The organism is Arthrobacter sp. ISL-65, from assembly GCF_018613795.1.
Classification (GTDB): domain Bacteria; phylum Actinomycetota; class Actinomycetes; order Actinomycetales; family Micrococcaceae; genus Arthrobacter.
In genome coordinates, this window is record NZ_JAGGPN010000009.1 from 55395 (window position 1) to 80409 (window position 25015).

Consider the following 25015-nt stretch of genomic DNA (forward strand, 5'->3'; position numbering starts at 1 on the left):
GCTGGGACCGGAGGTTGGCGGACTTCCAGCGCTCCAGCGCGGCCTTCCATCGCTCGAGCAAGGTCAGCGCTTTTCTGCTGTCCGCAGCACGTAGCCGACGCCGCGCTTGGTCTGGATGAGGGCCGGAGCGTCGGGATCGATGTCCACCTTGCGCCGCAGGTAGGAGATGTAGGACTCGACGATGGAGGCGTCACCGTTGAAGTCGTATTCCCAGACGTGGTCCAGGATCTGTGCCTTGGACAAGACCCGGTTCGGATTGAGCATCAGGTACCGCAGCAGCTTGAACTCGGTGGGGGACAGCTCGATCACCTTGCCGCCGCGGCGCACCTCGTGGGCGTCGTCGTCGAGCTCCAGGTCGTCCACCCGGATGACGGCCTCGTCATCCTCCAGCAGCGGCTGCGTCCTGCGGAGCACGGCACGGATGCGGGCCACCACCTCATCAAGGCTGAAGGGCTTGGTGACGTAGTCGTCCCCGCCTACCGTCAGCCCGGTGACCTTGTCCTCGGTGTCGTCCTTTGCAGTCAGGAAGAGGACAGGGAAATGCTTGCCTGCCGCACGCAGCCGGCGGGTGACGGTGAAGCCGTCCATGTCCGGAAGCATGACGTCCAGCACCGCGAGGTCGGGTGCGTGCGCCTCAACGGCAGCCAGCGCCTCCCGCCCGTTCCCCGCGGACACCACTTCAAAGCCGGCAAAGCGCAATGACGTGGAGAGCAGCTCGCGGATGTTCGGTTCGTCATCAACCACGAGGAGCTTCGCTTCGGCGCTGTTCTTTTTCATACTCCCATGATGCTCCCAGAATCTGGGAGTTTTCTGGATGAATGTTGTGTGTTGCTTGGGTCAGCAGGATTCGACGTCCTTGGCGTCCATGATGCGGTAGGCGTAGCCCTGCTCGGCCAGGAAACGCTGGCGCTTGGCAGCGAAATCCTGGTCCAGGGTGTCGCGGGCAACGAGGGAGTAGAACCGTGCCGCGCGCCCGTCCTGCTTGGGCCGCAGCAGACGCCCGAGCCGCTGGGCCTCCTCCTGGCGCGAACCGAAGGAGCCGGAGACCTGGATGGCCACCGAGGCCTCGGGCAGGTCGATGGAAAAATTGGCCACCTTGGACACCACAAGGGTCTGGACTTCCCCGGCGCGGAAGGCGTCAAAGAGCTTCTGGCGGGCCTTGACCGAGGTTTCGCCCTTGATGACCGGGGCATCCAGCCGCTCGCCGAGCTCGTCGAGCTGGTCGATGTACTGCCCGATCACCAGGACCTGCTCGCCGCGGTGGTGCGCCACCAGCTGTTCGGCCACGAGGGTCTTCGTCTCGGATGTGGCGCACAGCCGGTACTTGTCCGCATCCTCGGCCATGGCATACGCCACGCGCTCATCCTTGGGAAGATCCACGCGTACCTCCACGCAGTCCGCAGGGGCGATGTAGCCCTGGGCCTCGATGTCCTTCCATGGCGCGTCGTAGCGCTTGGGGCCGATGAGGCTGAAAACCTCCCCCTCCCGGCCGTCTTCACGCACCAGCGTCGCCGTCAGGCCGAGCCGTCGCCGCGCCTGCAGGTCCGCCGTCATCCGGAAGATCGGCGCGGGCAGCAGGTGGACCTCGTCATAGATGATCAGGCCCCAGTCGTGGCCGTCTACGAGCTCAAGGTGCGGGTACAGGCCGCCGCGCTTGGTGGTGAGGACCTGGTACGTTGCGATGGTCACCGGGCGGACTTCCTTGACGGCTCCCGAATACTCGCCGATCTCGTCCTCGGTCAGCGAGGTCCGCCTGAGCAGTTCGTCCTTCCACTGCCGCGCCGAGACCGTGTTGGTGACGAGGATCAGCGTTGTGGTGGAGCTCGTGGCCATCGCCGCGGCGCCCACAAGCGTCTTTCCGGCGCCGCAGGGAAGCACGACGACGCCGCTGCCGCCGGCCCAGAAGTTCTCGGTGGCCAGCCGCTGGTACGGCCGCAGCTTCCAGTCCGACTCGTCGAGCATGATGGGGTGCGGCGTCCCGTCGACATAGCCCGCGAGGTCCTCCGCGGGCCAGCCGATCTTCAGCAGCAGCTGCTTCAGCTGGCCGCGCTGGGAGGAATGGACCACCACTGTCTCGGCGTCGATGCGCGGGCCCAGCAGCGGCTGGATCTTCTTGGCCCTGCTGACCTCCTCGAGCACCGGGTAGTCGCTGGTGCGCATGACCAGCCCGTGCTGGGGGTCCTTCTCCAGCCGCAACCGGCCGTACCGGGACATGGTTTCTTCGATGTCGATCAGCAGCGAGTGCGGCACGGGGAACCGGGAATAGGTGAGCAGCGTATCCAGCACCTTTTCGGCGTCGAGCCCTGCGGCCCGGGCGTTCCAAAGCCCCAGCGGCGTGAGCCGGTAGCTGTGCATGTGCTCGGGTGCGCGCTCCAGTTCGGCGAAGGCCGCGATGGCGTGCCGGGCCGCCGTCGCCTGCTCGTGGTCCACTTCGAGGAGGATGGTTTTGTCGCTCTGGACAATCAGGGGGCCGTCATTCACGCAGGTAGAACCTTCACTGCTGCATTTCCTCTGCTGCCTCGATATCGATGATCCGGTGGATGGAGAGCACCCGTTCCGTGTCCTTCGCGGGGTCGAAGACGCGGACGCGTCCGCCCGCCACGGAGACCGGAACAACCGTTTCCAGTCTCGCATTCCCCAGGCTGTCAACGACGTTCATCACCACTTTTTGCCGGAGCCGGATGGCTTTGTGCAGGGTCTCCAGGCCCAGCTGGGTTGCCTCCTCGCCGCCGGCGGCAGCCGGATGGGAACCGTTGGCGCCGGAGCCGGCCGCAGCATGGCTGCGAAGCACGGCGAGCTGGGCGGTGACGTCGGCGTCGGGAAGGGCCGTTCGCGGCGCGCTGTAGACGGGGCGCCCGCTGCCTGGAAGGGGCGCGGTCCGGTTAAGGCGGACGACGGCGGAGCCGGCCTCTTCGACGGCAGGTGACAGTCCCAGCCCGCGCAGCACGAGGGCCGTCTGCCGGGGTGAGGCCATGGAGACCAGGACGGTGGGGGCGATCCGGACCAGGCCCAGGGACGAAGCCGCAGCCTCCCGGCAGAGCTCACTGAGCGCGGCTTCGTCATCGCTCTGGATGAAGCTGGCGGCCGCTCCGACCCGCAGCTTGCCGTGCCTGGCGGCTGTGTCCTCCACGAGGTACTGCAGCGGCTGCGGCACGGCGGTGGCGGAGTACCGGCGGAGAAAATCGAGGATGGCTGCAGCGTCCTGGCCCGAGTCCAGGGCGCGCCGGATGGTCTCCGCGGAGAACCGGTACGTCGTGGCCGGGCCCTGCCCTTCGGCGTCGGCCATCCGCTGGAGCTGCTCGGCCAGGTCGGGGGCCAGGTAGCCGGGCGCGACCGCGGTCAGGTCGGCCTGCAGGAGCACATGGTTGAGGGCTGCAGGGAGGTGTTCGCCGAGGAGGTTCATGGCGTCGTCAGGCGCGTCCGCGGCGATGGCGGCACCCAGCTGGCTGAGCGCGCCGGACCCGATCAGCCCTAGCAGCTCCGCCTCGGCAAGGACGCCGCTGATCAAGGAACTGAACCGCCGCGCCATGCGGGGCTGCGACCACTCGGCACGCTGCAGCACTGCCTCCGCATTGAGCACGGGCGCCGCCCCGTCCGGCATCTCCGCCTCGAGCGTCAGCTCCCGCAGTATCTCCAGGATCCTCTTGCGGACGACGGGCGCGTCGGACCGCTGGGCCTCGGCGGATAGGGCGTTGACGGTGGCCGCCGGGGCGGGCCGATGGTTGGCGGGCCCAGCGGGCTGGCCATTCATGGGCTGCCCCACGAGTGACGGGGCGCGCTCGCTGGCCAGCCAGGCGTTGACGAGCCACAGCCACTGTTCCTGCCGCGGCAGCCCGAGCCATTCCAGCTGGGGCGGCTGCACCCAGCACGAGCTGTCCACGTCCAGCCGGATCAGGCCCGCAAGGGCGCAGAGCTCCAGCAGCACCGCGGTGGTGTGATGGTCCACGCGGAGAGTCTCGGCGAGCCTGCGCATCTCGCGGATGCCCACGCCGCCGCTCCGCAGGGTGGCCAGGGGCTGGTCCCTGACCGTATGCAGCAGTTCACCGGTGAGGCGCAGGGTCTCGGCGATGGCCCCGAGCGCGGCATTGCGGCGGAGTGCGGCAGTGGTGACGCCAAGCATCGGGGCAGGGGGAATCAGGGAGAAGTTGTCGATGATGGCGCCGCCGCGCAGGGAAACGCCCACGCTGTGCGGCAGTTCCACATGTGCGGCGTCCAGCGGCACCAGCAGGCCCCGGGCCAGCAGCCAGTCGACGGGCCCGACGTCGTGACCTTCAGTGGTGACGGAGGCCTTCCGCTGGGCCTGGGGTACGGCACCCATCGCCCAGTTGCTGAACCGGGCCAGCAGCGCCGTGGTCCTTTCCGGGGCGCCGGCGAGGAGCGCTTGCAGTCCCTCGGGGGAAGAGGTCCAGTGCTGCAGCGCCAGCGCTGCGTCCATCGGAGTGGTGGCCGCCTGCACGGCGGCGCCGCCGCGGTGCAGCTCCGCTACAAGTTGGACAACGCGCTGGGCGAAGGCCGGCTGCAGCCTGACCAGCTCGGTGTAGCTGCGCCCCAGCCCGGCCGGATAGATCCCGACGACGTCCTTCAGGCTGCTCACCGGAAGATAGAAACGCTGCCTCTGGGCGCCGGCGCCCGCCCCGTGCGGCGGCTCCGCCCGCTGCACTAGGGCGAGATCATGCAGCGACTGCAGGAGCTGCTCGATGGCCGCCACAGTTGAGCCTGCGATGGCCTTCTTCAGCACCGCGGCCGATGCGCTGTGACCGGTGTCCGTGTTGGTGCACAGGTGCAGGGTCTCCAGGACCTGCATTTGCGGACGGTTCAGGCGTTCCAGGGCCCGCTGCACGCTCACCCGGGCGCTGGCGCGGGCGGCCAGGGCGGGGAAGTCGGGAACGCCGGGGGAGATCAGGTCCGGCCGCGCAGCGAACAAAGCCCGCAGCGACTCGTCGCTGCGTGCCTCCAGTTCCTTGCTGAGCGCTCGAATGAGGGACATCAGTCCAACGTTACCGCTCGGCGGGGTTTCCTGCCCGGCGGCGGGCGGCAACGCCGTCGACCACCAGCACGAGCATCAACAGGAAGGACGCCGGAAGGCCATAGAGTGCCGTTGACGTGATCCACTGCGGCGCCGCCTGGCCGGCAGCGGCCAGGGCTATGACCGCCCCGACCGCTGCGAGGGACAAAACTGCAAGGAGCACTGCGGCGGCCATCAGTGGCCGCCGGATACGCGCGGATGTCATGGACGTAACGCTAACAGCAGTGCCGCGGCCGCGCCTCAAAGCGGGATTAGCCTGCCAGTCAGGATAACCTTGAAGGAACAGACCAACATGGACCAGGCAGTCATACCCTGAACCCGCACATCAGTGCGGATGCGGTGACGGCCGGCCATGTCCCAGAACGTCAGAACGAAGAAGGTTGATTAGGTGCCTACCGGCAAGGTCAAGTGGTACGACAAGGACAAAGGTTTCGGATTCCTCGCGGGCGAGGACGGACAGGAAGTGTTCCTTCCCAAGTCGGCGCTGCCCGCCGGAGTTACGGAACTGAAGGCCGGCACCCGGGTTGAGTTCGGCGTCGCAGACGGACGCAAGGGCGCCCAGGCCCTCGGCCTCCGCGTCCTCGAAAAAACGCCGTCCATCGCAAAGGCCAAGCGCCCCAGCGCGAGGGATCTTGCCCCGCTGGTGCAAGACCTGGTGACGGTCCTGGACAACCTGTCCGGCACGCTGTCGTCCGGAAAGTACCCGGACAGCAACAAGGGCAAGGCCATTGCCGCTGCCCTGCGTAAGGTTGCCGACGAGCTGGACGCCTAGGCCTCCGATGAACCCGGAACCTGAACAGGCCGAATCCAAGGTGGAACCCAAGGCACCCAAGCGCCGCACCGGTGTCCCGGTGTGGCGAACGGGGAAGCCTGACGCCGTGCTGGCCGCTGCCGTAGACGCGGCCCGGACCGCCATCGAAGGCATCGCGCAGGCATCCGAAATAGGGGACCACCTGGCCGCCCGGACCGAGGGCGACCGCGTGGTGACGCACCTTTTCGAATCGAGGCTGCCGGGATACCTCGGCTGGCAGTGGTATGCCGTCCTGACCCGCAACTCCCGCTCCAAGGTGATCACGGTCAACGAGCTTGGCCTGCTCCCGTCCGAAGACTCCATCCTCGCCCCGGAGTGGGTGCCGTGGGCCGAGCGCGTACGCCCTGAGGACGCCCAGGAGCAGGAAGCTCCGGCCGAGGCCTCCGCTGGTTCCGAAACAGAGCCCGACGCCGCAACAGGGGCTGACGCTGAAGCAGGGCCCCACGCTGAAGCAGAGCCCGGCGCCGAAACAGAGCCCAGCGTCCAAACAGAGCCCGACGCTCAAGAACGCGACTAACCACAACGACGGACGGCGCCGGCCGGACGCAAGCCCGGACGACGCCGTCGAACGCTGACCCTTGAATGAGTTTTTGTACAGATAATGCGGCCAAAAGGCCCACGAACCGCGATTATCTGTACAAATACTCCAAGCTGGCTGGCTACTTCTTCAGCTCGCCCACCACGTAGTCGATGCACTCCAGCAGGGCGGAGACATCGGAAGGCTCGATGGCCACGAAGGTGGCGATGCGCAGCTGGTTGCGTCCCAGCTTCCGGTAGGGCTCGGTGTCCACGATCCCGTTGGCGCGGAGCACCTTGGCAATGGCGGCGGCATCGATCGAGTCATCGAAGTCGATGGTGGCGATGACGTTGGAACGCTCGGCCGCATTGGCAACGAACGGCGTGGCGAATTCGGAGGCTTCCGCCCACTTGTAGATGCGTCCGGCCGAGTCGGCCGTGCGTCCGGCGGCGAAGTCCAGGCCGCCGTTGGCGTTCAGCCACTGCACCTGGGCATCCAGCGTGACGAGCGTGGACAGCGACGGGGTGTTGTACGTCTGGTTGAGCTTCGAGTTGTCGATGGCGGTCTTCAGGTCCAGGAAGTCCGGAATCCAGCGCCCGCTGGCCTTGACGCGCTCAGCCCGCTCCAGCGCAGCCGGGGAGAAGAGGCCCAGCCACAGCCCGCCGTCGGAGGCGAAGTTCTTCTGCGGTGCGAAGTAGTAGACATCCGTCTGGGCCACGTCGACGTCGAGGCCTCCGGCAGCCGAGGTTGCGTCCACCAGCACCAGCGCGCCCTCGTCGGCGCCGTTTACCCGCTGGACGGGCGCAGCAACACCCGTTGAGGTCTCGTTCTGCGGCCAGGCGTACACGTCAACGCCGGCCTCGGCCTTGGCGACGGGGCAGGTGCCGGGCTCGGACTTGATGATGGAGGACTCCGCAAGGAACGGCGCCTTGTTCGTGGCCGCGGCGAACTTGGACCCGAACTCGCCGAAGGACAGGTGCTGTGCCTTCTGTTCCACGAGGCCGAAGCTGGCGACGTCCCAGAATGCGGTGGAACCGCCGACGCCGAGGACAACCTCGTAGCCGTCGGGGGCACGGAAGAAGGTGCTCAGGCCTTCGCGGACGGATCCCACGAGGTTCTTCACGGGGGCCTGGCGGTGGGACGTGCCCAGGAGTGTCGTGGCGGCCGCGGAGAGCGCCTCAATCTGCTCCGGCCTGACCTTGGAGGGACCGGCGCCGAACCGTCCGTCCTTGGGCAGGAGGTTTGCGGGAATAGTGATGCTCGTGTCGCTCACAATGGCTCCAATTTTCGGCATGGAAGTGCGGTTCGGCTGGGTCGGGGCGGTGGCCGGCAGGCAACCATGACCGCCACGAAGACCCTCCTTATTCTGCCCGAAGCACGGATACCGCGGGAACACGCCCCCGTCATAGTCCAGTCACTGAGACGGGGCCCGCCGCCCGCCGTGCGGATTATTCGGACTAATTCAAAATAGGCTAAGCTTGCACTGGACGTACGGGCAGACAGCCGGTGCTGCGCCGCCGTCGAACATGCGACCGCCGCTGCAGCTTGCCGGATCCCGGTGCGGCGGGCCCGCGGTACGGTGGGACGGACGCAATTACTGTGCTCGAGGAGCTGAGCTGAATGACGGATCTGATCGACACCACGGAGATGTACCTTCGCACCATTCTGGAGCTGGAGGAAGAGAACATCGTGGCGCTTCGGGCACGCATCGCCGAACGTCTCCGCCACTCAGGGCCCACCGTTTCGCAGACCATCGGCAGGATGGAGCGGGACGGCCTCGTCGTCGTCTCCGGCGACCGCCACCTTGAGCTGACCGAGGTGGGCCGCAAGCGCGCCACCGAGGTCATGCGCAAGCACCGCCTCGCCGAGCGCCTCCTCGCGGACGTGATCGGCCTGGACTGGGCCTACGTCCATGACGAGGCCTGCCGGTGGGAACACGTCATGAGTGAACGGGTGGAGCGCAGGATCTACGAACTGCTCGACTACCCCACCGAGTCCCCTTATGGCAATCCGATTCCCGGCCTGGCCGCACTCGGCGGGCAGCCCGCCCGCCCGTTCTCGGACGGGGTGGTGAACCTGCTGGACGCCATGACCAGCTACGGCCCGGAATCCAAGGTCACCGTCAGCCGCCTCGCGGAACCCATCCAGGTGGAGCCGGAACTGCTCCTCCAGCTCGATGAGGGCGGGATCCGGCCGGGCGCCGCCGTCTCGCTCGAACGTGTGGGGGAGTACATTTCTGTCCGCGTGCCGGGGTTTGAGGGCGCCCTTGAGCTGCCGCCGGAAGTCGCTGCGCACGTGTTCGTGCGCGTGGACTAGCTCCGAAGGCGCCCGCGGGCCGGATGCCGCGTCCTGTCTGACATCTGCAGGCAGGATGACCTACCACCTTTGCACAGTGAATATAACGGAATTATTACTGTGCTCCTTAATCGCCTATAGTTAAACGGCAACGCCGATGCACAAGCGTTACCTGATCTGGAGCCGAACCTTGCCAGCAGATCAGTAGCACGAGTCACCTACTGGCAGGGGCGGGGGAACCACAATCGGCTGTTTTTACAGCCTTGGGGTGAAGTCCGCAGCAGCAAGTCTCTTCCGCAGAAGGAATCCTCCCGGGATACCCCTGTGCCGGAATGGCTTGTTATGACGGGCCGGGTCCGAACTCTCTGACCCGAATCCGACAGCTAACTTCGCAGGCTATCCAGAGAGGAAGCAGTACTTGTCCATGCAGAATGCCCGGGGCCGCCGCCGCGCGACCGGTCCCGCTCCTGAGCCGCGCCTCGCGGAGGCCATTGCCGCTGACCGTCCCCGGGACGCCCAGCGTGAAGCCCGCCGCCGTCGGGGTCCGTTCCGGCAGGTTACGGACTTCGCCTCGGCCAGTGGTGTCGGGCAAAAGGCTGGAGTGGCCCTTGCCGCCACCGGCCTGCTGCTGACCGTTACTGTCCCCGCGACCAGCCCCGTCCTGGCTGCCGGAGAGCAGCAGGGAGGGGCGTCCGCGTCCGCCGCCTCACCGGCCCAGCCGAAGGTCTCGGCGGAAGCGGCAGCAAAGATCGACTTCAGCCGCACGTCCGTCTCCACCACCGGTGACCCGGACGGAAAGCTCAAGCAGCTCCTGAGTGCCCAGTCGGCCGGCAGTATCAAGCGTGCGGCTTCGGTGGGCACCCTGGGCGGGCCGCTGACCACGCTGGTCAAGTCCTCTCCGTTCGGTTACCGGGTCAGCCCGATCACCGGCGGCGCCGGCGAGTTCCACCGCGGCCAGGACTTCGCCGCCCAGTGCGGCACGCAAGTGCTTGCTGCGGCCAGCGGCAAGGTCACCTTCTCGGGCTGGCATCCGTACGGGGGAGGCAACCGCGTGGTCATCGACCACGGCAACGGCTTGGAGACCACGTACAACCACCTGTCGTCCTCCAGCGTCGAGGTTGGCCAGAAGGTCACCCGCGGTGAAGCTATCGCCCTCAGCGGGACCACCGGCGCGTCCACCGGCTGCCACCTCCACTTCGAGGTGATGGTCAACGGGGATGTCGTTGATCCCACCGGCTGGCTCTGAGCCAAATCGAGTGAGTACTCTCGTTCCCGTGACATGCCGTGACCTGAATGTGACATTAGCTCCGAACTGCTGTACCGTCTAAACCGCGTCAACTTTTCCGAAGTTGACGCTCTTGAGTGGATTGCCTAGCTCTGCCACCGCTCAAGGTCCGTTCGCATTACATCGTCTGGCAGGGGCGGGGGAACCAATTTTGGTCTTCGCAAGAAGGCCTTGGGGTTAAGTCGCAAAGCTTCCCAGGAAGCGGAGCGGCCGGGTGCACTCCCATCCGAATCCGACAGCTCACCTCGCAGGCATTGGGAGAGGCTACCTTCGTGTCTTCACGCCACAATGCCGCGCGCCACCGCGCGCAAACGGTTCGTATGAACCCATTGGACTCCGTGTCCAAGGCGGTTAGCGCCAATGCCGGCACAGTAGGTCGCCAGGCAGCTGTTATTGCAGCTGCTTCAGGTCTCATCCTGAGCGTTGGCATGCCTGCCAACGCAGCCGACGCCAACATTGGTGTTTCCGCCTCCTCGGAGACCGGATCCCAGGCCGCGCAGCTCGCTGTGACCGCCGCGCCAACCGCCACTGTCACCTTCGAGCGTCCTGCCGTCACCACGGTGGCAGCCCCGGTCGCCGAAACCATTGCTCCGCAGTCGAGCGATGAGGGCCAGGCGGGCGACGCAGGCCAGATCAGTGACGAGAGCGCTGGTGCGGCCCAGGCCGTCACCGCCAAGTCCACCGATGGTGCGGCCTCCGCCGCAGCGTCCGGGCTGGCCGCGATCGCGTACACCGGCATCGGCAACCCGTACGTCTGGGGCGGCACCACCCCCAGCGGCTGGGACTGCTCCGGCTTCACCCAGTGGGTTTACGCTCAGGCAGGCATCAGCATTCCCCGCGTCAACGCGTGGAACGCCATGAAGCCCACCTCGACGCCTGTTCCCGGCGACCTGGTCATGCAGAACGGCGGCGCCCATGTGGGCATCTACGTCGGTAACGGCATGATGATCAGCGCGCTGAACCCCTCGGACGGAACGCTCCTGCACGCGGTGTCCGCCACGGGCACGTCCTCCTTCTTCACCCTTCGCTAAAAATCCGATTCGAGACGGGCCGGCTTACCCCCAAGATGCCGGCGCGTCGATAACCCACGCCTGCTACCGCGGTTCGTGGAACACGAAAGAGAGAAATTAATGACTACACGTGCGACCATTGCACGCCACCGCGCCGAGGTCACCAAGACCAACTCGCTGGCCGTCATTGCCAAGGCCGTCGGCGACAACGCCGGTGGCATGGGCCGCCAGGCCGCAGTTATCGCTGCTGCTTCCGGTCTTGTCCTGACCAGCGGCATCGCCGCCAACGCTGCTGAGACCAACGTTCAGCGCGAATCCGCCGCAGCTTCCACCCTGGAAGTCCAGTCCGCTGCACCGGCCACCATCTCCGCTGCGTCCAGCATCGCGATCTCCTACGAGAAGCCTGCTGTCTCCACCGCCCCGGCTCCCGTCGTCGAGGCCCCCAAGCCTGTCGTCAAGGTTCAGGAAGCTGCCCCCGCCGTTGAGGCTGCTCCCGTTGCTGAAGCCGCACCCGCAGTCCAGGCCACGGCCGCCGTCGAAACCGCTGCCCCGGCAGCGCCGAAGACCACTGCCGCCAGCGGCAAGGGCGCTGCAATCGCTGCTGCCGCCTATGCGCAGCTGGGCGTCTCCCAGGACTGCACCGCCCTGGCCACCAACGCACTCGCAGCTGTGGGCATCCACTACCACGGCTGGCCGGCAGGCTACCTGTCCCTCGGCCGCACTGTCAGCGCTGCTGAGGCTCGGCCGGGCGACCTCGCCTACTACCAGAACGGCGGCATGGGCCTGGCCCACATCGCTGTGTACGTCGGCAACGGCCAGGCCGTCCACGGCGGCTGGAACGGCGGAACCACCGCACTGTTCAGCGTGAACGTCGGCTCCGGCCCGGTCTTCATCCGCGTCGGCGGCTAAGACATCCCCTAGCGTTACGGAAGGACCCCCGCCAGTATGGCGGGGGTCCTTTTTTGCCTCGCGCCCGCATGAATTTTTGGTGACACGCCACGGCGATGCTTGTGTTCGATTCGCTCATCTGCCTAGTGAGTGTTTACTCTTATGGTGTCGATCCATAGCCCGGACATGCAGAGGGCAGCCGGCCCTCGCGCCTCTGCCGGGTGCGGCCGTGAAGAGGTATGTGCATGCGCACTCTCGTTCTGAATGCTGGATATGAACCGCTGGCGGTTGTGACATTCCGCCGGGCGCTGGTCCTTGTGCTCACCGGAAAGGCAAGCGTGGTGGCCGAAGGCGACGATCCTGTCGTCGGGCCGCAGGACATCATGGGCCGTCCGTCCGTGATTCTCCTTAACCGCTACATCCGCCCCCGGTACAACATGATCACCGCGGTGAGCAGGCGCGGTGTGCTTCGCCGCGACGGCCACCGGTGCGCCTACTGCGGCAAGGCAGCCCACACCATAGACCACGTCCAGCCGAAATCGCGGGGCGGTGCGGACTCCTGGGAGAACCTCGTCGCAGCCTGCCTTCGCTGCAACAACGTCAAGGGTGACCACACGCCCAGCGAAATGGGCTGGAAGCTCCGGTTCGATCCGGCGCCACCGGTGGGCACCATGTGGCAGATCAAGGAGCTGGAGAAGCCCACACCGGCGTGGGATCCGTTCCTGCTTCCGGAAAGAGCAGCCTGACTCTCGCCTGGGCCTTCCAGGCTTACGCTGGGTGGGTGGACTTTGACGCAATAATCCTGGCCGGCGGCCGCTCATCGCGACTGGGCGGCTCACCCAAGTCTGCCCTGATGTACGACGGCGCCACCCTCCTTGAGCGCTCCCTCGCGGCTGCCGCGGGTGCCCGGCACACTGTGGTAGTGGGACCTGAGGCGGCTGGCCTTCCCGGTGAAGTTCTCACCTCCCGTGAGGACCCGCCTTTTGCGGGTCCTGCGGCGGCAATCGCCGCGGGTGTGGCCGCGCTGCGGAGTGCAGACCCCGCGGACATGGTCCTGGTTCTCGCCTGCGACATGCCGCGGGTGGGCGATGCTGTACGCGCCCTCCTGGACGCTCTCCCCGGCGCGGGTGCTGACGGTGTCATGGCCGCATCGGCCGAAGGGCGGCTGCAGCCGCTGGCGGGTTTTTATGGCACACCTGCGCTAGAACGCGCCGTGCAGGCTGCCGCCGCACGCAACGCCCTGGTGCACGGGTCAGTGTTCGCCCTCCTTGCTAGTCTTGATGTGCAGGCTGTGGTTGTCCCTGCAGGCTCCACCGACGACGTGGACACCTGGGACGATGCGGCCGCGTTGGGAGTAGCTGTCCGGGAGCAATGACCCGCATTCCGGACCGCCGTGAATTTGGAGGCAGGCATGAAAAGCCAGGACGAGACGCTTGAGGAGTGGTGCCGTCTGCTGCTGCGGGCCTTCGAGCTCGAGGATGTGGACGTGGACATCAACGAGGTGTTGGCCGTCGCGGGAGTTGCCGCGCACTCCGTGGTGCGTCCCGCGGCACCCCTGACCACCTTCATAGCAGGGGTCGCCGCCGGCTTGGGATGTGCTTCGGGCCAGGCTCCGGACGTCCACGCCATGCAGGGCGCGATGGACGTGGCCCGTGCCGTTGCCAAGGCCTACGCCGCCGATGAGGCGCAGGCTGCTGCGGGTACCGCGGCCGCAGGTACCGCCGGAACTTCGGCGCCCACCGGGACCCCGGGGGAATGACAGCCGCGCCCGAGCACCGCTCTACCGGCCCATACCCCTCCGGGGACGCAACCGCTGCCGACGACGCCACCGCTGCCGCCTCCCAAGCCGAGCCTGCTTCCGCCTCCGAAGCCGAGCCTGCGTCCGACGCCGAACCCGGTGCCGACGCCGAACCCGCCGCGGTCGAACCCGCCGCGGGGGAGCCGGACGCGCCGGGGGAGCCGGACGCGCCGGCGAAGCACCTGGCGCACACCTGGGCGGAGGCCCGCCAGGCCGCCTTCGACTGTGCTGCCCCGATACCCGCGGCACCTGTGCCCTTGCGTGACGCCGTGGGCCGGACTCTGGCCGAGGACATCACCGCCCGCCAGGACATGCCGCACTATGCGTCGTCGGCGATGGACGGCTGGGCCGTTAACGGTACAGGTCCATGGATCCTGGCCGAGCCGGGGCAGCGTCTCGCACCGCACGAGGCGAGTGTGATTGTGACGGGCGGACTGATTCCCCCGGGCGCCAAGGCGGTGCTGCGCACCGAGAGCGGTGTGATGTCCACGGACGACGACGGCCTGCCTGTCCTGACGCTGGGAGGCGCCGCCCGACCCGGCGAACCGAGGAACGGCCAGCACATCCGGAAGGCCGCAGAGGAAGCAACTGCCGGGGACGTGCTGGTCAAGGCCGGCGCCGTGCTGAATCCCGCCCATGTGGCCCTCGCCGCCCTGGCCGGGTATGACGAGGTGGAGGTTCTCGGCAAGCCGGTGGTGAAGCTGGTGCTGACAGGCTCCGAGGTGGTGGAGCAGGGACTGCCCGAGCCCGGGCGGGTGCGTGACACGTTCGGGCCACAGCTGGCCTCGGTCGTGGAGATGCTGGGCGGCCTGTGCCGTGAACAGGTCCGCATCGGGGACAGCTACGCGGAATGGCTGGAGGGCCTCGAGGATTCAGGCCTCCCCGAGGCCCGGAACCTGCCGGCCGACGTCGTCATCACCACCGGGGGCACCGGCCGTTCCGGGACCGATCACTTCAGGCGTGCCGTGGCTGAACTGGGCGGACGGCTGATCATTGACGGCGTGGCAATGCGGCCCGGACACCCCGCCGTCCTCGCAGAACTCCCGGACGGGCGCTTCGTGCTGGGGCTGCCGGGCAACCCGCTGGCGGCCATGATGGCATTGTCCACGGTGGGCGCGCCGCTCCTGGCTGCCCTCGGGCATGGCCAGCTGCCGCCGGTCCGGGAAGTCCCCTCCGGCACCATGCTCGAGCCCGAACCCGGCCGCACGCGGCTGATGCCCTTCCGCCTCCTCTACGGCATGGCCTCGCCCGCGCAGCACACCGGCCCGGGCATGATGCGCGGACTGGCGTCGGCCGACGGCGTCCTGGTGGTGCCGCCGCACGGGGTGCAGCTGGGCGAGATGGTGCCGGCTTTCGCGCTGCCCTGGGGTCCCGCCATCCCGGAGCCCAAGACCGCCGAACCCAAACCCAAGAGCCCGGCACGGAAGTCCGCGTCCCGGGCGTCCGCCAAGCAGGGAGCCCAGAACGGGCCGGTGGACTGGAGTGCCCTGCTCGACTGAGGTGCAATGATGGAGGCATGAACAGCCACTCAGCGCGGAGTCTCGCATGGGCCGTGTAACGCAACGACGCAAGGTGTACCGCTACGTCCTGGACGGCTCGGCCGCGGCATTGGAGTTCCCGGTCCGGCACCGCGAGGACGTGCTCGCCGTGGAGGAACCGCTCGAGATCCGGCTGGGCAACCTTTCATACTCGGTCACCATGCGGACGCCCGGCGACGACTTCGACCTGGTGGCAGGTTTCCTCGTCTCCGAGGGCGTCATCTGGGACGCCGATCAGCTGATCTCGCTCAGGTTCTGTGCCGGTGAAGACGAAAACGGGATCCAGACATTTAACGTGGTCGAAGCCCAGCTGCGGCCAGATGTGCCACTGCCGGACACCGGGCGGCACGTCTACACGTCCAGCTCGTGCGGGATCTGCGGCACGGACTCCATTGAATCGGTCACCAAGTCCTCGCACTTCAACCCCGCCGCCGACCGGCTCACCGTTCCGGTCGAAACGCTTGCCTCCCTGCCGGACCGGCTGCGGGAGGCGCAGGCCGTCTTCGAAGTGACCGGGGGAGTGCACGCTGCCGGACTGTTCAGGGTTGACGACGAGGGCGGTGCAGAGCTGCTGTGCCTCCGGGAGGATGTGGGCAGGCACAACGCGGTGGACAAGGTGGTTGGCTGGGCCCTGCGCGAACGGCGGCTACCGCTCACGAACACCGTGCTCCAGGTGTCGGGGCGGGCCTCTTTTGAGCTGGTCCAGAAGGCTGCATTGGCCGGCATCCCGGTGCTCGCCGCGGTCAGCGCTCCGTCCAGCCTTGCCGTGGAGCTGGCCGAGTCCACCGGCGTCACGCTTGCAGGGTTCAGCCGGGGAACCAGCCTGAACGTCTACGCAGGTGCCGGCCGCATCTCCACGCCGTCGCCGGTGCCGCAGTAGGCGCGTGGCCCCTTGGCGGCCGGACGCCCACGCAGTAAATTTTATCCATCGAATGGAACCGTTGATCCGCTCATAAGGCAGCTGGACTGCCCGGACCCCAAGCTGACCGCGACGCCCATGCCCGCACGAAAGCCAGCACAGCCCGCTTCAGCTTTCACGTACTAAAGAGGTACACATTGCACGACGACCGCCGGATCACGGAAGTCCGTCTGGACCGCTTTCTCCGCGAACGGATCACCCCTGCCATTTATGGGCGCAGCGTGCCCCTGGAGCTGACCAGCTGGGACGTTCCGGATGAACCCGTCCCGGTTCTGGAGGCCCTGCGCCAGGACTTCGTGCCACAGGAACACGGTGCCGCCTGGGGGCGCCCGTGGAGCACAAAGTGGCTGCGGCTTCAGGGAGAGGTGCCGGACGCCTGGGGAACCGCGCCGGATACCGAGGTGGAGATTGTCGTGGACCTCGGGTTCACCACGGAGATCCCCGGCTTCCAGTGCGAGGGGATCGCGTGGCGCCCGGACGGCAGTGTCATGAAGGCTATCTCGCCCCGCAACCAGCACATCCCGCTGAAGCTGCTGGGCAGCGGGCTCGCTGTGGACTTCTATGTGGAGGCAGCAGCCAATCCTGATGTTGCCCAGGGCTGGAGCTTCGCGCCGACTCCGTACGGGGACAAGGCTACCGCGGGCAACCAACCGCAGTACCGCCTGGGCAGCATCGCCATCGCGGAGCTGAACCGAGCAGTGTGGGAGCTCCAGCAGGACGTGCTGACACTCAGTGGCCTCATGCATGAGCTGCCCACCGAACTGCCGCGGCGGCACGAGATCCTCCGTGCCCTGGAACGCATGATGGACATCATGGACCCGGACGACGTCGCCGGCACAGCGTCCGCCGGGCGTGCAGCGCTGGCGGAGGTGCTGGCCAGGCCTGCCTACGCCTCGGCCCACCACTTGCTGGCCACCGGGCATGCGCACATCGATTCGGCCTGGCTGTGGCCTGTCCGGGAAACCATGCGCAAGTGCGCCCGGACCTTTTCCAACGTGGTTGCCCTCATGGACGAGGACCCGGACTTCGTGTTCTCCTGCTCCTCCGCGCAGCAGCTCGCCTGGATCAAGGAATACTACCCGGAGCTCTTCGCCCGCATCAGGGAAAAGGTGAAGTCCGGCCAGTTCATTCCCGTGGGCGGCATGTGGGTGGAGTCCGACACCAATATGCCTGGCGGTGAGGCCATGGCCCGGCAGTTCGTCGAAGGCAAGAGCTTCTTCCTCAAGGAATTCGACGTCGAGTGCATGGAAGCCTGGCTTCCGGACTCCTTCGGGTACTCCGCAGCCCTGCCGCAGATCGTCAAGGCCGCGGGCAGCCGCTGGTTCCTGACCCAGAAGATCTCCTGGAACCAGATCAACCGGATGCCGCACCACACCTTCAACTGGGAAGGCATTGACGGCACGCGCGTCTTCACGCACTTCCCGCCGGTGGACACGTACAACTCCGAACTCAGCGGCCGGGATCTGGCGCACGCCGAGCGCAACTACCGGGACCACGGACACGGCACCATCTCGCTCGTCCCCTTCGGCTATGGCGACGGCGGTGGGGGACCGACGCGGGAGATGGTCGCTGCCGCGCACCGCGCGGCCGACCTGGAAGGCTCGCCGAAAGTCCGGATCGGAACGCCGCACAGCTTCTTTAAGCAGGCCGAGGCAGAGTACAAAGCGCTGCCGGTCTGGGTGGGGGAGATGTACCTGGAGCTGCACCGCGGCACCTACACCAGCCAAGCCAGGACCAAGCAGGGCAATCGCCGGTCCGAGCACCTCCTCCGCGAGGCGGAGCTGTGGTGCGCCACTGCCGCCGTCCGCTCCGGCGGGGAGTACACGTACCCCGCGGCCGAGCTGAAGCGGCTGTGGCAACTGGTCCTGCTGCAGCAGTTCCACGACATCCTGCCCGGCAGCGCCATCGCCTGGGTGCACCAGGACGCCGAACGCAACTACGCAGCCGTCGCCAAGGGGCTGGAAGCCATCATCAGCGAGGCGGCCGCGGCCCTCCTGGGCGAAGGCACGCAGGAGTTCCTGCTCAACGCCAGCCCGCATGCCCGCCTGGGAGTCCCGGCGCTCGCGGCCGCTGTGTCTGAGCCAGCCCACGATGCAGTGCCGGGCCGGGAGGCAGTGCCAACCGTGGATGAGGTTCAGGCCACGCCGCTGGACGGCGGCTTTGTCCTGGACAACGGCGTTATCCGTGCCGTACTGGATGACAACGGGCTCCTGACGTCGCTGCGGGACCACGGGACCGGCCGCGAGGCCGTCGCCCCCGGCCAGTTCGGAAACCACCTGGAACTGCACCGGGACACCCCCAACGAATGGGACGCCTGGGACATCGATGAGTTCTACCGGCGGAACGTCACCAGCCTTACCGACGCCGCGGAGGTGAGGCTGGAGCGGAACGGCGGGGACGCCGTCGTCGTGGTGGAACGGCTCACCGGCTCCTCCCGCATCACCCAGCGCATCACGCTGGCGGCGGGCAGCCCGTCCCTGGGCATCTCCACTGAAGTCGATTGGCAGGAGCGGGAGAAACTGCTCAAGTTGGGATTCCCGCTGGACTTGAGGGCGGACCGTTCCGCCGCGGAGACGCAATTCGGCCATGTTTTCCGCCCCACCCACGTGAACACATCCTGGGAGGCGGCGAAGTTCGAGATCTGTGCCCACCGCTGGATCCACGTTTCAGAACCTGGGTACGGCGTGGCCATCGCCAACGCCTCCACGTACGGGCACGATGTCGCCCGGTCTGTCCGGGACGACGGCGGGACCACCACTACCGTCCGGCTCTCGCTGCTGCGCGCGGCCAAGTTCCCCGACCCCCAGGCCGACCGCGGCAGGCACGTGCTGGACGTCTGGGTCCGGCCGGCAGCGGGAATCGCCGAGGCCGTGGAGGAGGGCTACCGCGCCAACCTCGCGCCGAGGACGGTGCTGGGCGCGCACCCGGCCGAGGCGCTGGTTACGGTGGACAACGCGGCACTGGTGGTCGAAGCCGTGAAGCTGGCCGAAGACGGCTCGGGGGACGTCATCGTCCGGCTGTACGAATCACTGGGCCAGCGCTCGGCCGGACGCCTGACCGCCAACTTCCCGGCCACAGGAATCCAGGCCGTGGACCTGCTCGAGCGGCCGGTCGACGCGACGGGTGTGGTGGCCGGGGCGGACTCGGCCGAACTCACGCTGCGGCCGTTCCAGCTGGTGACCCTGAGGTTTGCCCGCTGACCTGTTTTGCTCGCTGAGCTGGGTTGCCGGCAGCGCCCGAGCCATAGGGCGGGCGCTGCCGGCATTACCGGTGCCTAGAAATCGTGCAGCTCAGCATTCCTGCAGCTCAGAACTCGTGCAGCAGCCGCCGGACGAACTGCCGGGTTCGCTCCTGCCGAGGGGCACGTAGAACCTCGGCCGCCGGTCCGCGCTCCACCACCACGCCGCCGTCCATGAAGATGACCTCGTCTGCCACCTGCCGGGCGAAGGCAAGCTCGTGGGTGACGATGACCATGGTCCACCCCTCGTCGGCAAGTTCCTGGATGACGCCCAGGACGTCACCCACGAGTTCCGGGTCCAAAGCCGACGTGGGCTCATCGAACAGCAGCAGCTGGGGTTTCAGGGCCAGGGCACGCACTATGCCCACGCGCTGCTGCTGGCCGCCGGAGAGCTCGAACGGGTAAGCGTCGCGCTTGTCCGCCAGCCCCACCCTGGCTAGGAGCTTTTCGGCCTCGGCCACCGCCTCGGCCCGCTTGCGCTTCTGGACCTGGACCGGTCCTTCGATGACGTTCTGCAGGACGGTCATGTGCGGGAACAGGTTGTAGTGCTGGAACACCATGGCGCTGCGGTCCCGCAGGTCCGAAATCTCTTTCTTGGAGACCTTGGCGGAGAAATCCAGCGCGAGCTCGGTTCCGGGACCCGCAACGGTGACTGTCCCGGCGTCGGGCGTTTCCAGTCCGTTCAGCGATCGCAGCACGGTGGTCTTGCCCGAACCTGACGGCCCGATCAGGGCCACGACGTTGCCGCGGCGGACGTCGAGGTCGATGTCCCGCAGCACCACGTTGCTGCCAAACGCCTTCGCGAGGTTGCGGACCGACAGCACCGGCCTGCCCTGAGATGCAGCGGCCTGGGGTGCGGCGTGTGCTGCTCCGTCAGTGGGCGACATAGCGGTCCAGTCTCCTTTCAAGCACGGACTGCCCGGAGGAGAGCGCCAGGCAAATGATCCAGTAGACCAGGGCAGCCTCGAGATACAGCACCATGAACTCCTGGCTGAAGGCCGCGATCTGCTGGGCGTTGCGGAACAGCTCCGTGACCAGGATGAGTGAGGCCAGCGACGTGTCCTTCACCAGCGAAATGAAGGTGTTGGACAGCGGCGGGACGGACACCCTCGCGGCCTGCGGCAGGATGATGCGGCGCAGCGACTGGGCCCGGGACATGCCGATGGTGTGGCCGGCTTCCCACTGGCCCTTGGGCACCGACAGGATGGCAGCCCTGATGACCTCGGCGGCATAGCCGCCGATGTTCAGTGAAAAGGCGATGATGGCGCTGGGCCATGGATCGAGCTTCACGCCCAGGCTCGGCAGGCCGTAGAAGATCACAAAAAGCTGCACCAGAAGCGGGGTTCCGCGGATCACCGAAACGTAGAACCGCGCCAGACCGGACACCACGGCGTTCCGGCTTAGCCGCATCAGCGCCACCAGCAGCGCCAGCGCGAGGCCGATGGCGAATGAAGCGAGCGTCAGCGGGATGGTGCCGGTGACTGCGCCCGTGACAATAGGGCCGAAGGAGCTCCAGATGAGATCCCAGTTCAACGGCATCTACTTGGTGACGTCCGTGCCGAAGTACTTGTCCGAGATCTTGGCCAGCGTCCCGTCAGCGCGGAGATCGTCCAGCGCCTTGTCCACCGCGGCTGTGAGCTCCGTAGAGCCCTTGCGGAACACGAAGGCGCTTTCGGACTTCTCAGTGGTTTCGGCGGCGATCTTCAGCCCGGCATCCGGAGTGGTCTTCGCGTAGTCGAGATAGGTGAGCTTGTCATTGACGATGGCGTCCACGCGTCCCTGCCGGACCAGCGTCACGCCTTGGGCCCAGCCCTCCACGGACTGCACATTGGCGCCCGCGTCTACGGCCAACTTGTAGAAGTTGCTGGTGAGCGACTGGGCTGCGGTCTTGCCCTTGAGGCTCTCAAAGCTGGTAATGCTGCTGTTGTCCGCCTTCGTCACGATCACGCCCGTGGAGACGGTGTACGGCTTGGAGAAGTCGTACTTGGCCTTGCGTTCCGCGTTGATGGAAATCTGGTTGGCGATGGTGTCGAACCGCTTGGCGTCGAGGCCGGCGAATATCCCGTCGAACTGGGTCTCCTGGAAGGTGGCCTTCACTCCGAGCTTGTCAGCCACGGCGCGGGCGATCTCGACGTCGTAGCCGGTCAGGTCGCCGGCTCCCTTCGCATGGAAGCTGAAGGGCTTGTAGGTGCCCTCGGTGGCGACGACGATCTCGCCCTTGGATTTCACATCGCTGAGTGACGTGTCCGAGCTGCTGGCAGCCGGAGTCTGGGAACCTCCGCCGCCGCAGGCGGTCAGAGCCAGTGTCAGTCCGGCAAGGGTGGCCGCAAGAGCGGAGCGGCGGGAATGGACACGGTTCATGGCGGGTACCCTTCTTCAGGCTGCGGCGGTAGGCATCGCGGCGGCCGGGTCCGGCTTCCGTCGATGCCACTGCCTGCAACGCATTGGCAAAGACCTTTTATTTCGCCATCATACGGGGGCTGCGGGTTCTGAAAGGCGGGCCCTTAAAAAGGCTGAGTGGGGGCGGTCCCCAACGGCCGCCACCACTCATCCCCCCAATGTGCGATCCGGCAGGCGCCACGGCTTGTGAGCCAGGCAGCAACTGCTTTCACACATTCATGATTCTCTCACGGTCTAATGATTTTGTGAATACCGGTCAGCTACCTTTGGGTAGATGACGTTCCGTGACTCCCGGGCCTGGCAACCTTGACGCGTGCCAGCCAGACCAGAATAAGGCCGGATATGTAGAAAACCACCGCCCCGTTGTTCACCGCCGGCGCGATGACGAGGAACTGGGGAGGCGCAAATTCAAGGCAGAGACCGGCCACAGTGGCCACCGCTCCGGCCGCCATCAGGGCCGCCCCGGTCCTGACGAGCGGGGGCAGGCTTTCCTTGACGCTGCGGAGCAAGGCAGGCAGCAGTGCCAGGGAGACGTATGCCAGGTAGCCCCGCGCGGCCGCCCAGTAGTACGGCAGCAGGGCCTCATTCCGGGCGCTGATGGCGCTGGCATCCCTGAAACGCACTGACGAGGCGGCCGGTTCCATCATAAGGAAGACCGTCACGAGGGCAGCTGAGAAAATCGCGCGCATGGCCAGCCCCGGACGCCCGGCGATCATGCGGTGGGCGTCAGGGGCGCCAAACCCCTTCGTGACGCGGACTGCGATGAGGTAGATCGTGGCGAAAACAATCAGGCGCAGCAGGACGTGAGCAATGTTGATTCCGCCGATGGCTCCGTCGATGGCCATGTAGAACTGTTCGATGCTCAGTACCGCGGCGGCCGTCGCCAGCAGGAAGATGAAGAACACGGTTGGGTTCAGTCCGCGCAGTGCGCTCGGAATCCGGGCCAGGGCGGCACCGGCGCACACAACCAGTGTTATCCACGGGAGAACCTCGCTCATACCAGGTTCTCCCAGATTCTTTCAGTCTGTTCCTGGTCCTGCTCCTGCCTTCGCAGGGTCTTGCCCAGCGCTTGGAGGCGTTCGCCGGACAGGGCGGCCAGGTCGCCGTCGCTAAGCCGGTCCAGGGCCGCCTGCCGTGCGCCCGGCGGCCAGCCGGCTTCCGCTTCGGTCACCAGCCCCGTAGCCACCAGTCCGCCGGCCAGTCCGACGCCGGCAGCCCGGGAGGTGGCGAGGGCAAGTTCCGGGGCGAGCCGGTTGGCGGTCAGTTGAGCGGAGTAGTTCTGCGGGGCGACGCCGGTGGCGGCGGAGACGCGGTGCCGGAGTTCGCCGTCGTCGATTGCGTCCACCCAGTTCTTCACCGAGGTGGCATGCGGCGGCGGGCTGAGTTCCGGCTGGCCCGTACCCGTACCCGTGCAGCCTGTGCCGGTGGAGCCCTTGGGTGCGGTGCGGACAATGACGGCCCGCAGCAGGTCGACGGTGGCGATTTGGCTTACCAGTTCCTTGTCGGAAGGAGGGAGGGAGGAACTGGCGAGGTCGCTGTACGTGTCAAAGGTGGCCAGTGCGGCGACCGGATTGATGTTGTAGGCCCGGCTGATGCTCACGACAGTAGTCTCGGCAACCTTTCCCCGCACCAGCTGCTGGGCGAGGGTGGTGCGCTTGACGCCGGAGACCCTGCAGATATCGGCCGTGCTGGTGTCCGGTGCCACGCCATTTAGCCAGCGCTGGAATGCTTTGGCGGGGAGGGGCATGAAACGCTCTCTGCTGACGAATGATTGGAACGATACTAACGGCGTTCGGCGGACAGCGGCCGGTGCTTCCGGCCGGCCCGGCCGCTGGCCACCCAGATGAGTGCCAGGCCGACGACGAAGCACAGGATGGCTGTGTAGTTGACGACGAAGCGCAGGAACCCCAGCCCCGGCGGGACGACGGGGAACAACAACGAAAGGGGGATCGCGATGCTGCCCACGGCCAGAAGCGCCGCGCTCATCCTGAGCAGCGCGGGCAGCGGGCTCCGGATGGCCCGCAGCATCCCCGGCAGGATCGCGAGACACACATACGCCGGGTAGGCACGCCCGGCGGCGCCGTAGTACTCCACGAGGAGGGCGTTCTGCTGATTCTTGGCCGCCACGTCTACGAGCCCCGCCGACGATCCCGACGTGTCCATCAGGACAAAGCAGACCACCAGCACGGCAGAAATCAGTCCCAGGGCAAGCATGCCGGTGCGGCCCCGTATCAGCTGGATTCCGCGGTTGTCCCCGAACCCGGCAGCAATCCGAAGGGCAAGGAAGAAGATGGCCCCGAAGATGATGAAGCGCAGCAGCAGGTTGGCCACGTTGGCACTGCCGAGCAGGGCATCGATCGCCAGATAGGGACCGTTGATGCTGAGCAGGGTGGCCAGTGTCAGTAGCGCCAGAGCGTAGAAGATGGACCTGTTCTTCCGGCGGACCAGGTTCGGGATTCTGCTCAGCGTGGCCGCGCCGGACGCGATCAGGGTGGTCCACTGCAGGATTTCAATCATCCGAGGTTCTCCCAGATCGTTTCGGTTTGTAGTTGGTCGTGTTCTTGCCGCCGCAAGGTCTTGCCGAGCGCCTGGAGGCGTTCGCCGGCCAGAACGGCCAGGTCGCCGTAGGTCATGCTATCCAGGGCAGCTTGCCGGGCACCGGGCGGCCAGCCGGCTTCGGCTTCGGTCACCAGCCCCGTTGCCACCAGTCCGCCGGTCAGTCCGACGCCGGCAGCCCGGGAGGTGGCGACGGCCAGTTCCGGGGCCAGCCGGTTGGCGGTCAGTTGAGCGGAGTAGTTCTGAGGGGCGACGCCGGTAGCGGCGGAGACGCGGTGGCGGAGTTCGCCGTCGTCGATTGCGTCCACCCAGTTTTTCACTGAGGTGGCATGCGGCGGCGGGCTGAGTCCGGGCGGCCCTGTGCCTTTTCCTGTGCCGGCGTCTAGCTCGGTGCGGGCGATGATGGCGTGCAGGAGGTCCGCGGTGGCGATCTGGCTGACCAGTTCCTGCAGCGTGGGCGGGATCGGCGGTTTTCCCAAATCCCGGTAAGGCTCAAAGGAGCCCAGCGCTGCCACCGGATTAATATTGAAGGCCCGGCTGATCCCCACCACGGTTATCTCGGCCACCTTGCCGCGGACCAACTGCTGGGCCAGAGTGGTGCGCTTGACCCCTGACGCCCTGGCCACATCAGCAACGCTGGCATCCGGCGCGACGCCGTGCAGCCAGCGCTGGAAGACCTTGGCGGGTAGGGGCATGGAACGCTCTCTGCTGACGGGCGGGGTGGTGCGAAGTGG

Annotated in this window: 24 protein-coding genes and 2 riboswitches; of the genes, 12 read left to right on the plus strand and 12 right to left on the minus strand. The window is 66.9% G+C overall.

The window, feature by feature from the left end; translation table 11 throughout:
• Positions 1-63: 63 nt before the first annotated feature.
• The 4 genes from J7I85_RS04380 to J7I85_RS04395 are packed head-to-tail and all read right to left on the minus strand — an operon-like array spanning position 64 to position 5231.
• Entirely contained in the window at positions 64-777 is a 714-nt protein-coding gene (locus tag J7I85_RS04380) for a response regulator transcription factor (RefSeq protein WP_214847153.1), read from the minus strand.
• Positions 778-837: 60 nt separating this feature from the next.
• Positions 838-2481: a DNA repair helicase XPB gene (locus J7I85_RS04385; protein WP_214847155.1), complete on the minus strand. Its 1644-nt coding sequence runs from the start codon at positions 2479-2481 to the stop codon at positions 838-840.
• A 13-nt stretch (positions 2482-2494) separates the two neighbouring features.
• Positions 2495-4987, minus strand: coding sequence for a helicase-associated domain-containing protein (locus J7I85_RS04390; RefSeq protein WP_214847157.1), 2493 nt, complete (start codon positions 4985-4987; stop codon positions 2495-2497).
• A gap of 10 nt (positions 4988-4997) precedes the next feature.
• Entirely contained in the window at positions 4998-5231 is a 234-nt protein-coding gene (locus J7I85_RS04395) for a hypothetical protein (protein WP_214847159.1), read from the minus strand.
• A 183-nt stretch (positions 5232-5414) separates the two neighbouring features.
• Here J7I85_RS04395 and J7I85_RS04400 point away from each other — a divergent pair, with 183 nt between their 5' ends.
• The gene (locus J7I85_RS04400) at positions 5415-5798 is read left to right on the plus strand and encodes a cold-shock protein (protein WP_214847161.1); all 384 of its coding nucleotides are present in this window, start codon (positions 5415-5417) and stop codon (positions 5796-5798) included.
• Positions 5799-5805: 7 nt separating this feature from the next.
• Positions 5806-6354 carry a DUF3027 domain-containing protein gene (locus tag J7I85_RS04405; RefSeq protein ID WP_214847163.1) on the plus strand — a complete coding sequence of 183 codons (549 nt, stop codon included), beginning with the start codon at positions 5806-5808 and terminating at the stop codon, positions 6352-6354.
• A 142-nt stretch (positions 6355-6496) separates the two neighbouring features.
• Here the strand turns inward: J7I85_RS04405 and serC are convergent, their stop codons facing one another.
• Complete coding sequence (gene serC, locus J7I85_RS04410) at positions 6497-7627, minus strand: phosphoserine transaminase (RefSeq protein ID WP_214847165.1); 1131 nt, start codon at positions 7625-7627, stop codon at positions 6497-6499.
• Positions 7628-7974: 347 nt separating this feature from the next.
• Between serC and J7I85_RS04415 the strand changes: the two genes are divergently transcribed.
• The 10 genes from J7I85_RS04415 (at position 7975) to J7I85_RS04460 (ending at position 19287) form a co-directional block, all read left to right on the plus strand.
• Positions 7975-8670 carry a metal-dependent transcriptional regulator gene (locus J7I85_RS04415; protein ID WP_214847167.1) on the plus strand — a complete coding sequence of 232 codons (696 nt, stop codon included), beginning with the start codon at positions 7975-7977 and terminating at the stop codon, positions 8668-8670.
• A 150-nt stretch (positions 8671-8820) separates the two neighbouring features.
• Positions 8821-9062: riboswitch (cyclic di-AMP (ydaO/yuaA leader) on the plus strand.
• An 11-nt stretch (positions 9063-9073) separates the two neighbouring features.
• Positions 9074-9895 carry a M23 family metallopeptidase gene (locus J7I85_RS04420; protein WP_214847325.1) on the plus strand — a complete coding sequence of 274 codons (822 nt, stop codon included), beginning with the start codon at positions 9074-9076 and terminating at the stop codon, positions 9893-9895.
• A 122-nt stretch (positions 9896-10017) separates the two neighbouring features.
• Positions 10018-10202: riboswitch (cyclic di-AMP (ydaO/yuaA leader) on the plus strand.
• A gap of 160 nt (positions 10203-10362) precedes the next feature.
• Positions 10363-10965 (plus strand): C40 family peptidase, encoded by a 603-nt coding sequence (locus J7I85_RS04425; protein ID WP_251023927.1) that lies wholly within the window; start codon positions 10363-10365, stop codon positions 10963-10965.
• Between the two features lie 99 nt (positions 10966-11064).
• Positions 11065-11853 (plus strand): NlpC/P60 family protein, encoded by a 789-nt coding sequence (locus tag J7I85_RS04430; protein WP_214847169.1) that lies wholly within the window; start codon positions 11065-11067, stop codon positions 11851-11853.
• A 224-nt stretch (positions 11854-12077) separates the two neighbouring features.
• The gene (locus J7I85_RS04435) at positions 12078-12578 is read left to right on the plus strand and encodes an HNH endonuclease (protein WP_003804664.1); all 501 of its coding nucleotides are present in this window, start codon (positions 12078-12080) and stop codon (positions 12576-12578) included.
• Between the two features lie 35 nt (positions 12579-12613).
• Positions 12614-13207, plus strand: coding sequence for a molybdenum cofactor guanylyltransferase (locus tag J7I85_RS04440; RefSeq protein ID WP_214847171.1), 594 nt, complete (start codon positions 12614-12616; stop codon positions 13205-13207).
• 36 nt (positions 13208-13243) lie between these two features.
• Complete coding sequence (locus J7I85_RS04445) at positions 13244-13591, plus strand: DUF6457 domain-containing protein (protein WP_214847173.1); 348 nt, start codon at positions 13244-13246, stop codon at positions 13589-13591.
• Entirely contained in the window at positions 13588-15129 is a 1542-nt protein-coding gene (locus J7I85_RS04450; RefSeq protein ID WP_251023928.1) for a molybdopterin molybdotransferase MoeA, read from the plus strand. The genes J7I85_RS04445 and J7I85_RS04450 overlap by 4 nt, the downstream gene beginning before the upstream one ends.
• Before the next feature lie 46 nt (positions 15130-15175).
• Positions 15176-16048, plus strand: coding sequence for a formate dehydrogenase accessory sulfurtransferase FdhD (gene fdhD, locus J7I85_RS04455; RefSeq protein WP_214847175.1), 873 nt, complete (start codon positions 15176-15178; stop codon positions 16046-16048).
• A 176-nt stretch (positions 16049-16224) separates the two neighbouring features.
• A complete protein-coding gene (locus tag J7I85_RS04460; RefSeq protein ID WP_214847177.1) occupies positions 16225-19287 on the plus strand; it encodes a glycoside hydrolase family 38 C-terminal domain-containing protein in 3063 nt (1020 codons plus the stop codon).
• Between the two features lie 106 nt (positions 19288-19393).
• Here the strand turns inward: J7I85_RS04460 and J7I85_RS04465 are convergent, their stop codons facing one another.
• From J7I85_RS04465 to J7I85_RS04495, 7 genes are all read right to left on the minus strand, one after another.
• Positions 19394-20212, minus strand: a complete 819-nt coding sequence (locus J7I85_RS04465) for an amino acid ABC transporter ATP-binding protein (RefSeq protein ID WP_251023929.1) — start codon at positions 20210-20212, stop codon at positions 19394-19396.
• The gene (locus tag J7I85_RS04470; protein WP_190243027.1) at positions 20199-20864 is read right to left on the minus strand and encodes an amino acid ABC transporter permease; all 666 of its coding nucleotides are present in this window, start codon (positions 20862-20864) and stop codon (positions 20199-20201) included. Before J7I85_RS04470 ends, J7I85_RS04465 begins: the two co-directional genes overlap by 14 nt.
• A complete protein-coding gene (locus J7I85_RS04475) occupies positions 20865-21686 on the minus strand; it encodes an amino acid ABC transporter substrate-binding protein (protein ID WP_214847179.1) in 822 nt (273 codons plus the stop codon).
• A gap of 299 nt (positions 21687-21985) precedes the next feature.
• Positions 21986-22723, minus strand: a complete 738-nt coding sequence (locus J7I85_RS04480) for a hypothetical protein (protein ID WP_214847181.1) — start codon at positions 22721-22723, stop codon at positions 21986-21988.
• Complete coding sequence (locus tag J7I85_RS04485; RefSeq protein WP_214847183.1) at positions 22720-23472, minus strand: hypothetical protein; 753 nt, start codon at positions 23470-23472, stop codon at positions 22720-22722. Before J7I85_RS04485 ends, J7I85_RS04480 begins: the two co-directional genes overlap by 4 nt.
• Positions 23473-23507: 35 nt before the next feature.
• Positions 23508-24242 (minus strand): hypothetical protein, encoded by a 735-nt coding sequence (locus J7I85_RS04490; protein ID WP_214847185.1) that lies wholly within the window; start codon positions 24240-24242, stop codon positions 23508-23510.
• Positions 24239-24976: a hypothetical protein gene (locus J7I85_RS04495; RefSeq protein ID WP_214847187.1), complete on the minus strand. Its 738-nt coding sequence runs from the start codon at positions 24974-24976 to the stop codon at positions 24239-24241. Before J7I85_RS04495 ends, J7I85_RS04490 begins: the two co-directional genes overlap by 4 nt.
• Positions 24977-25015: the final 39 nt, after the last annotated feature.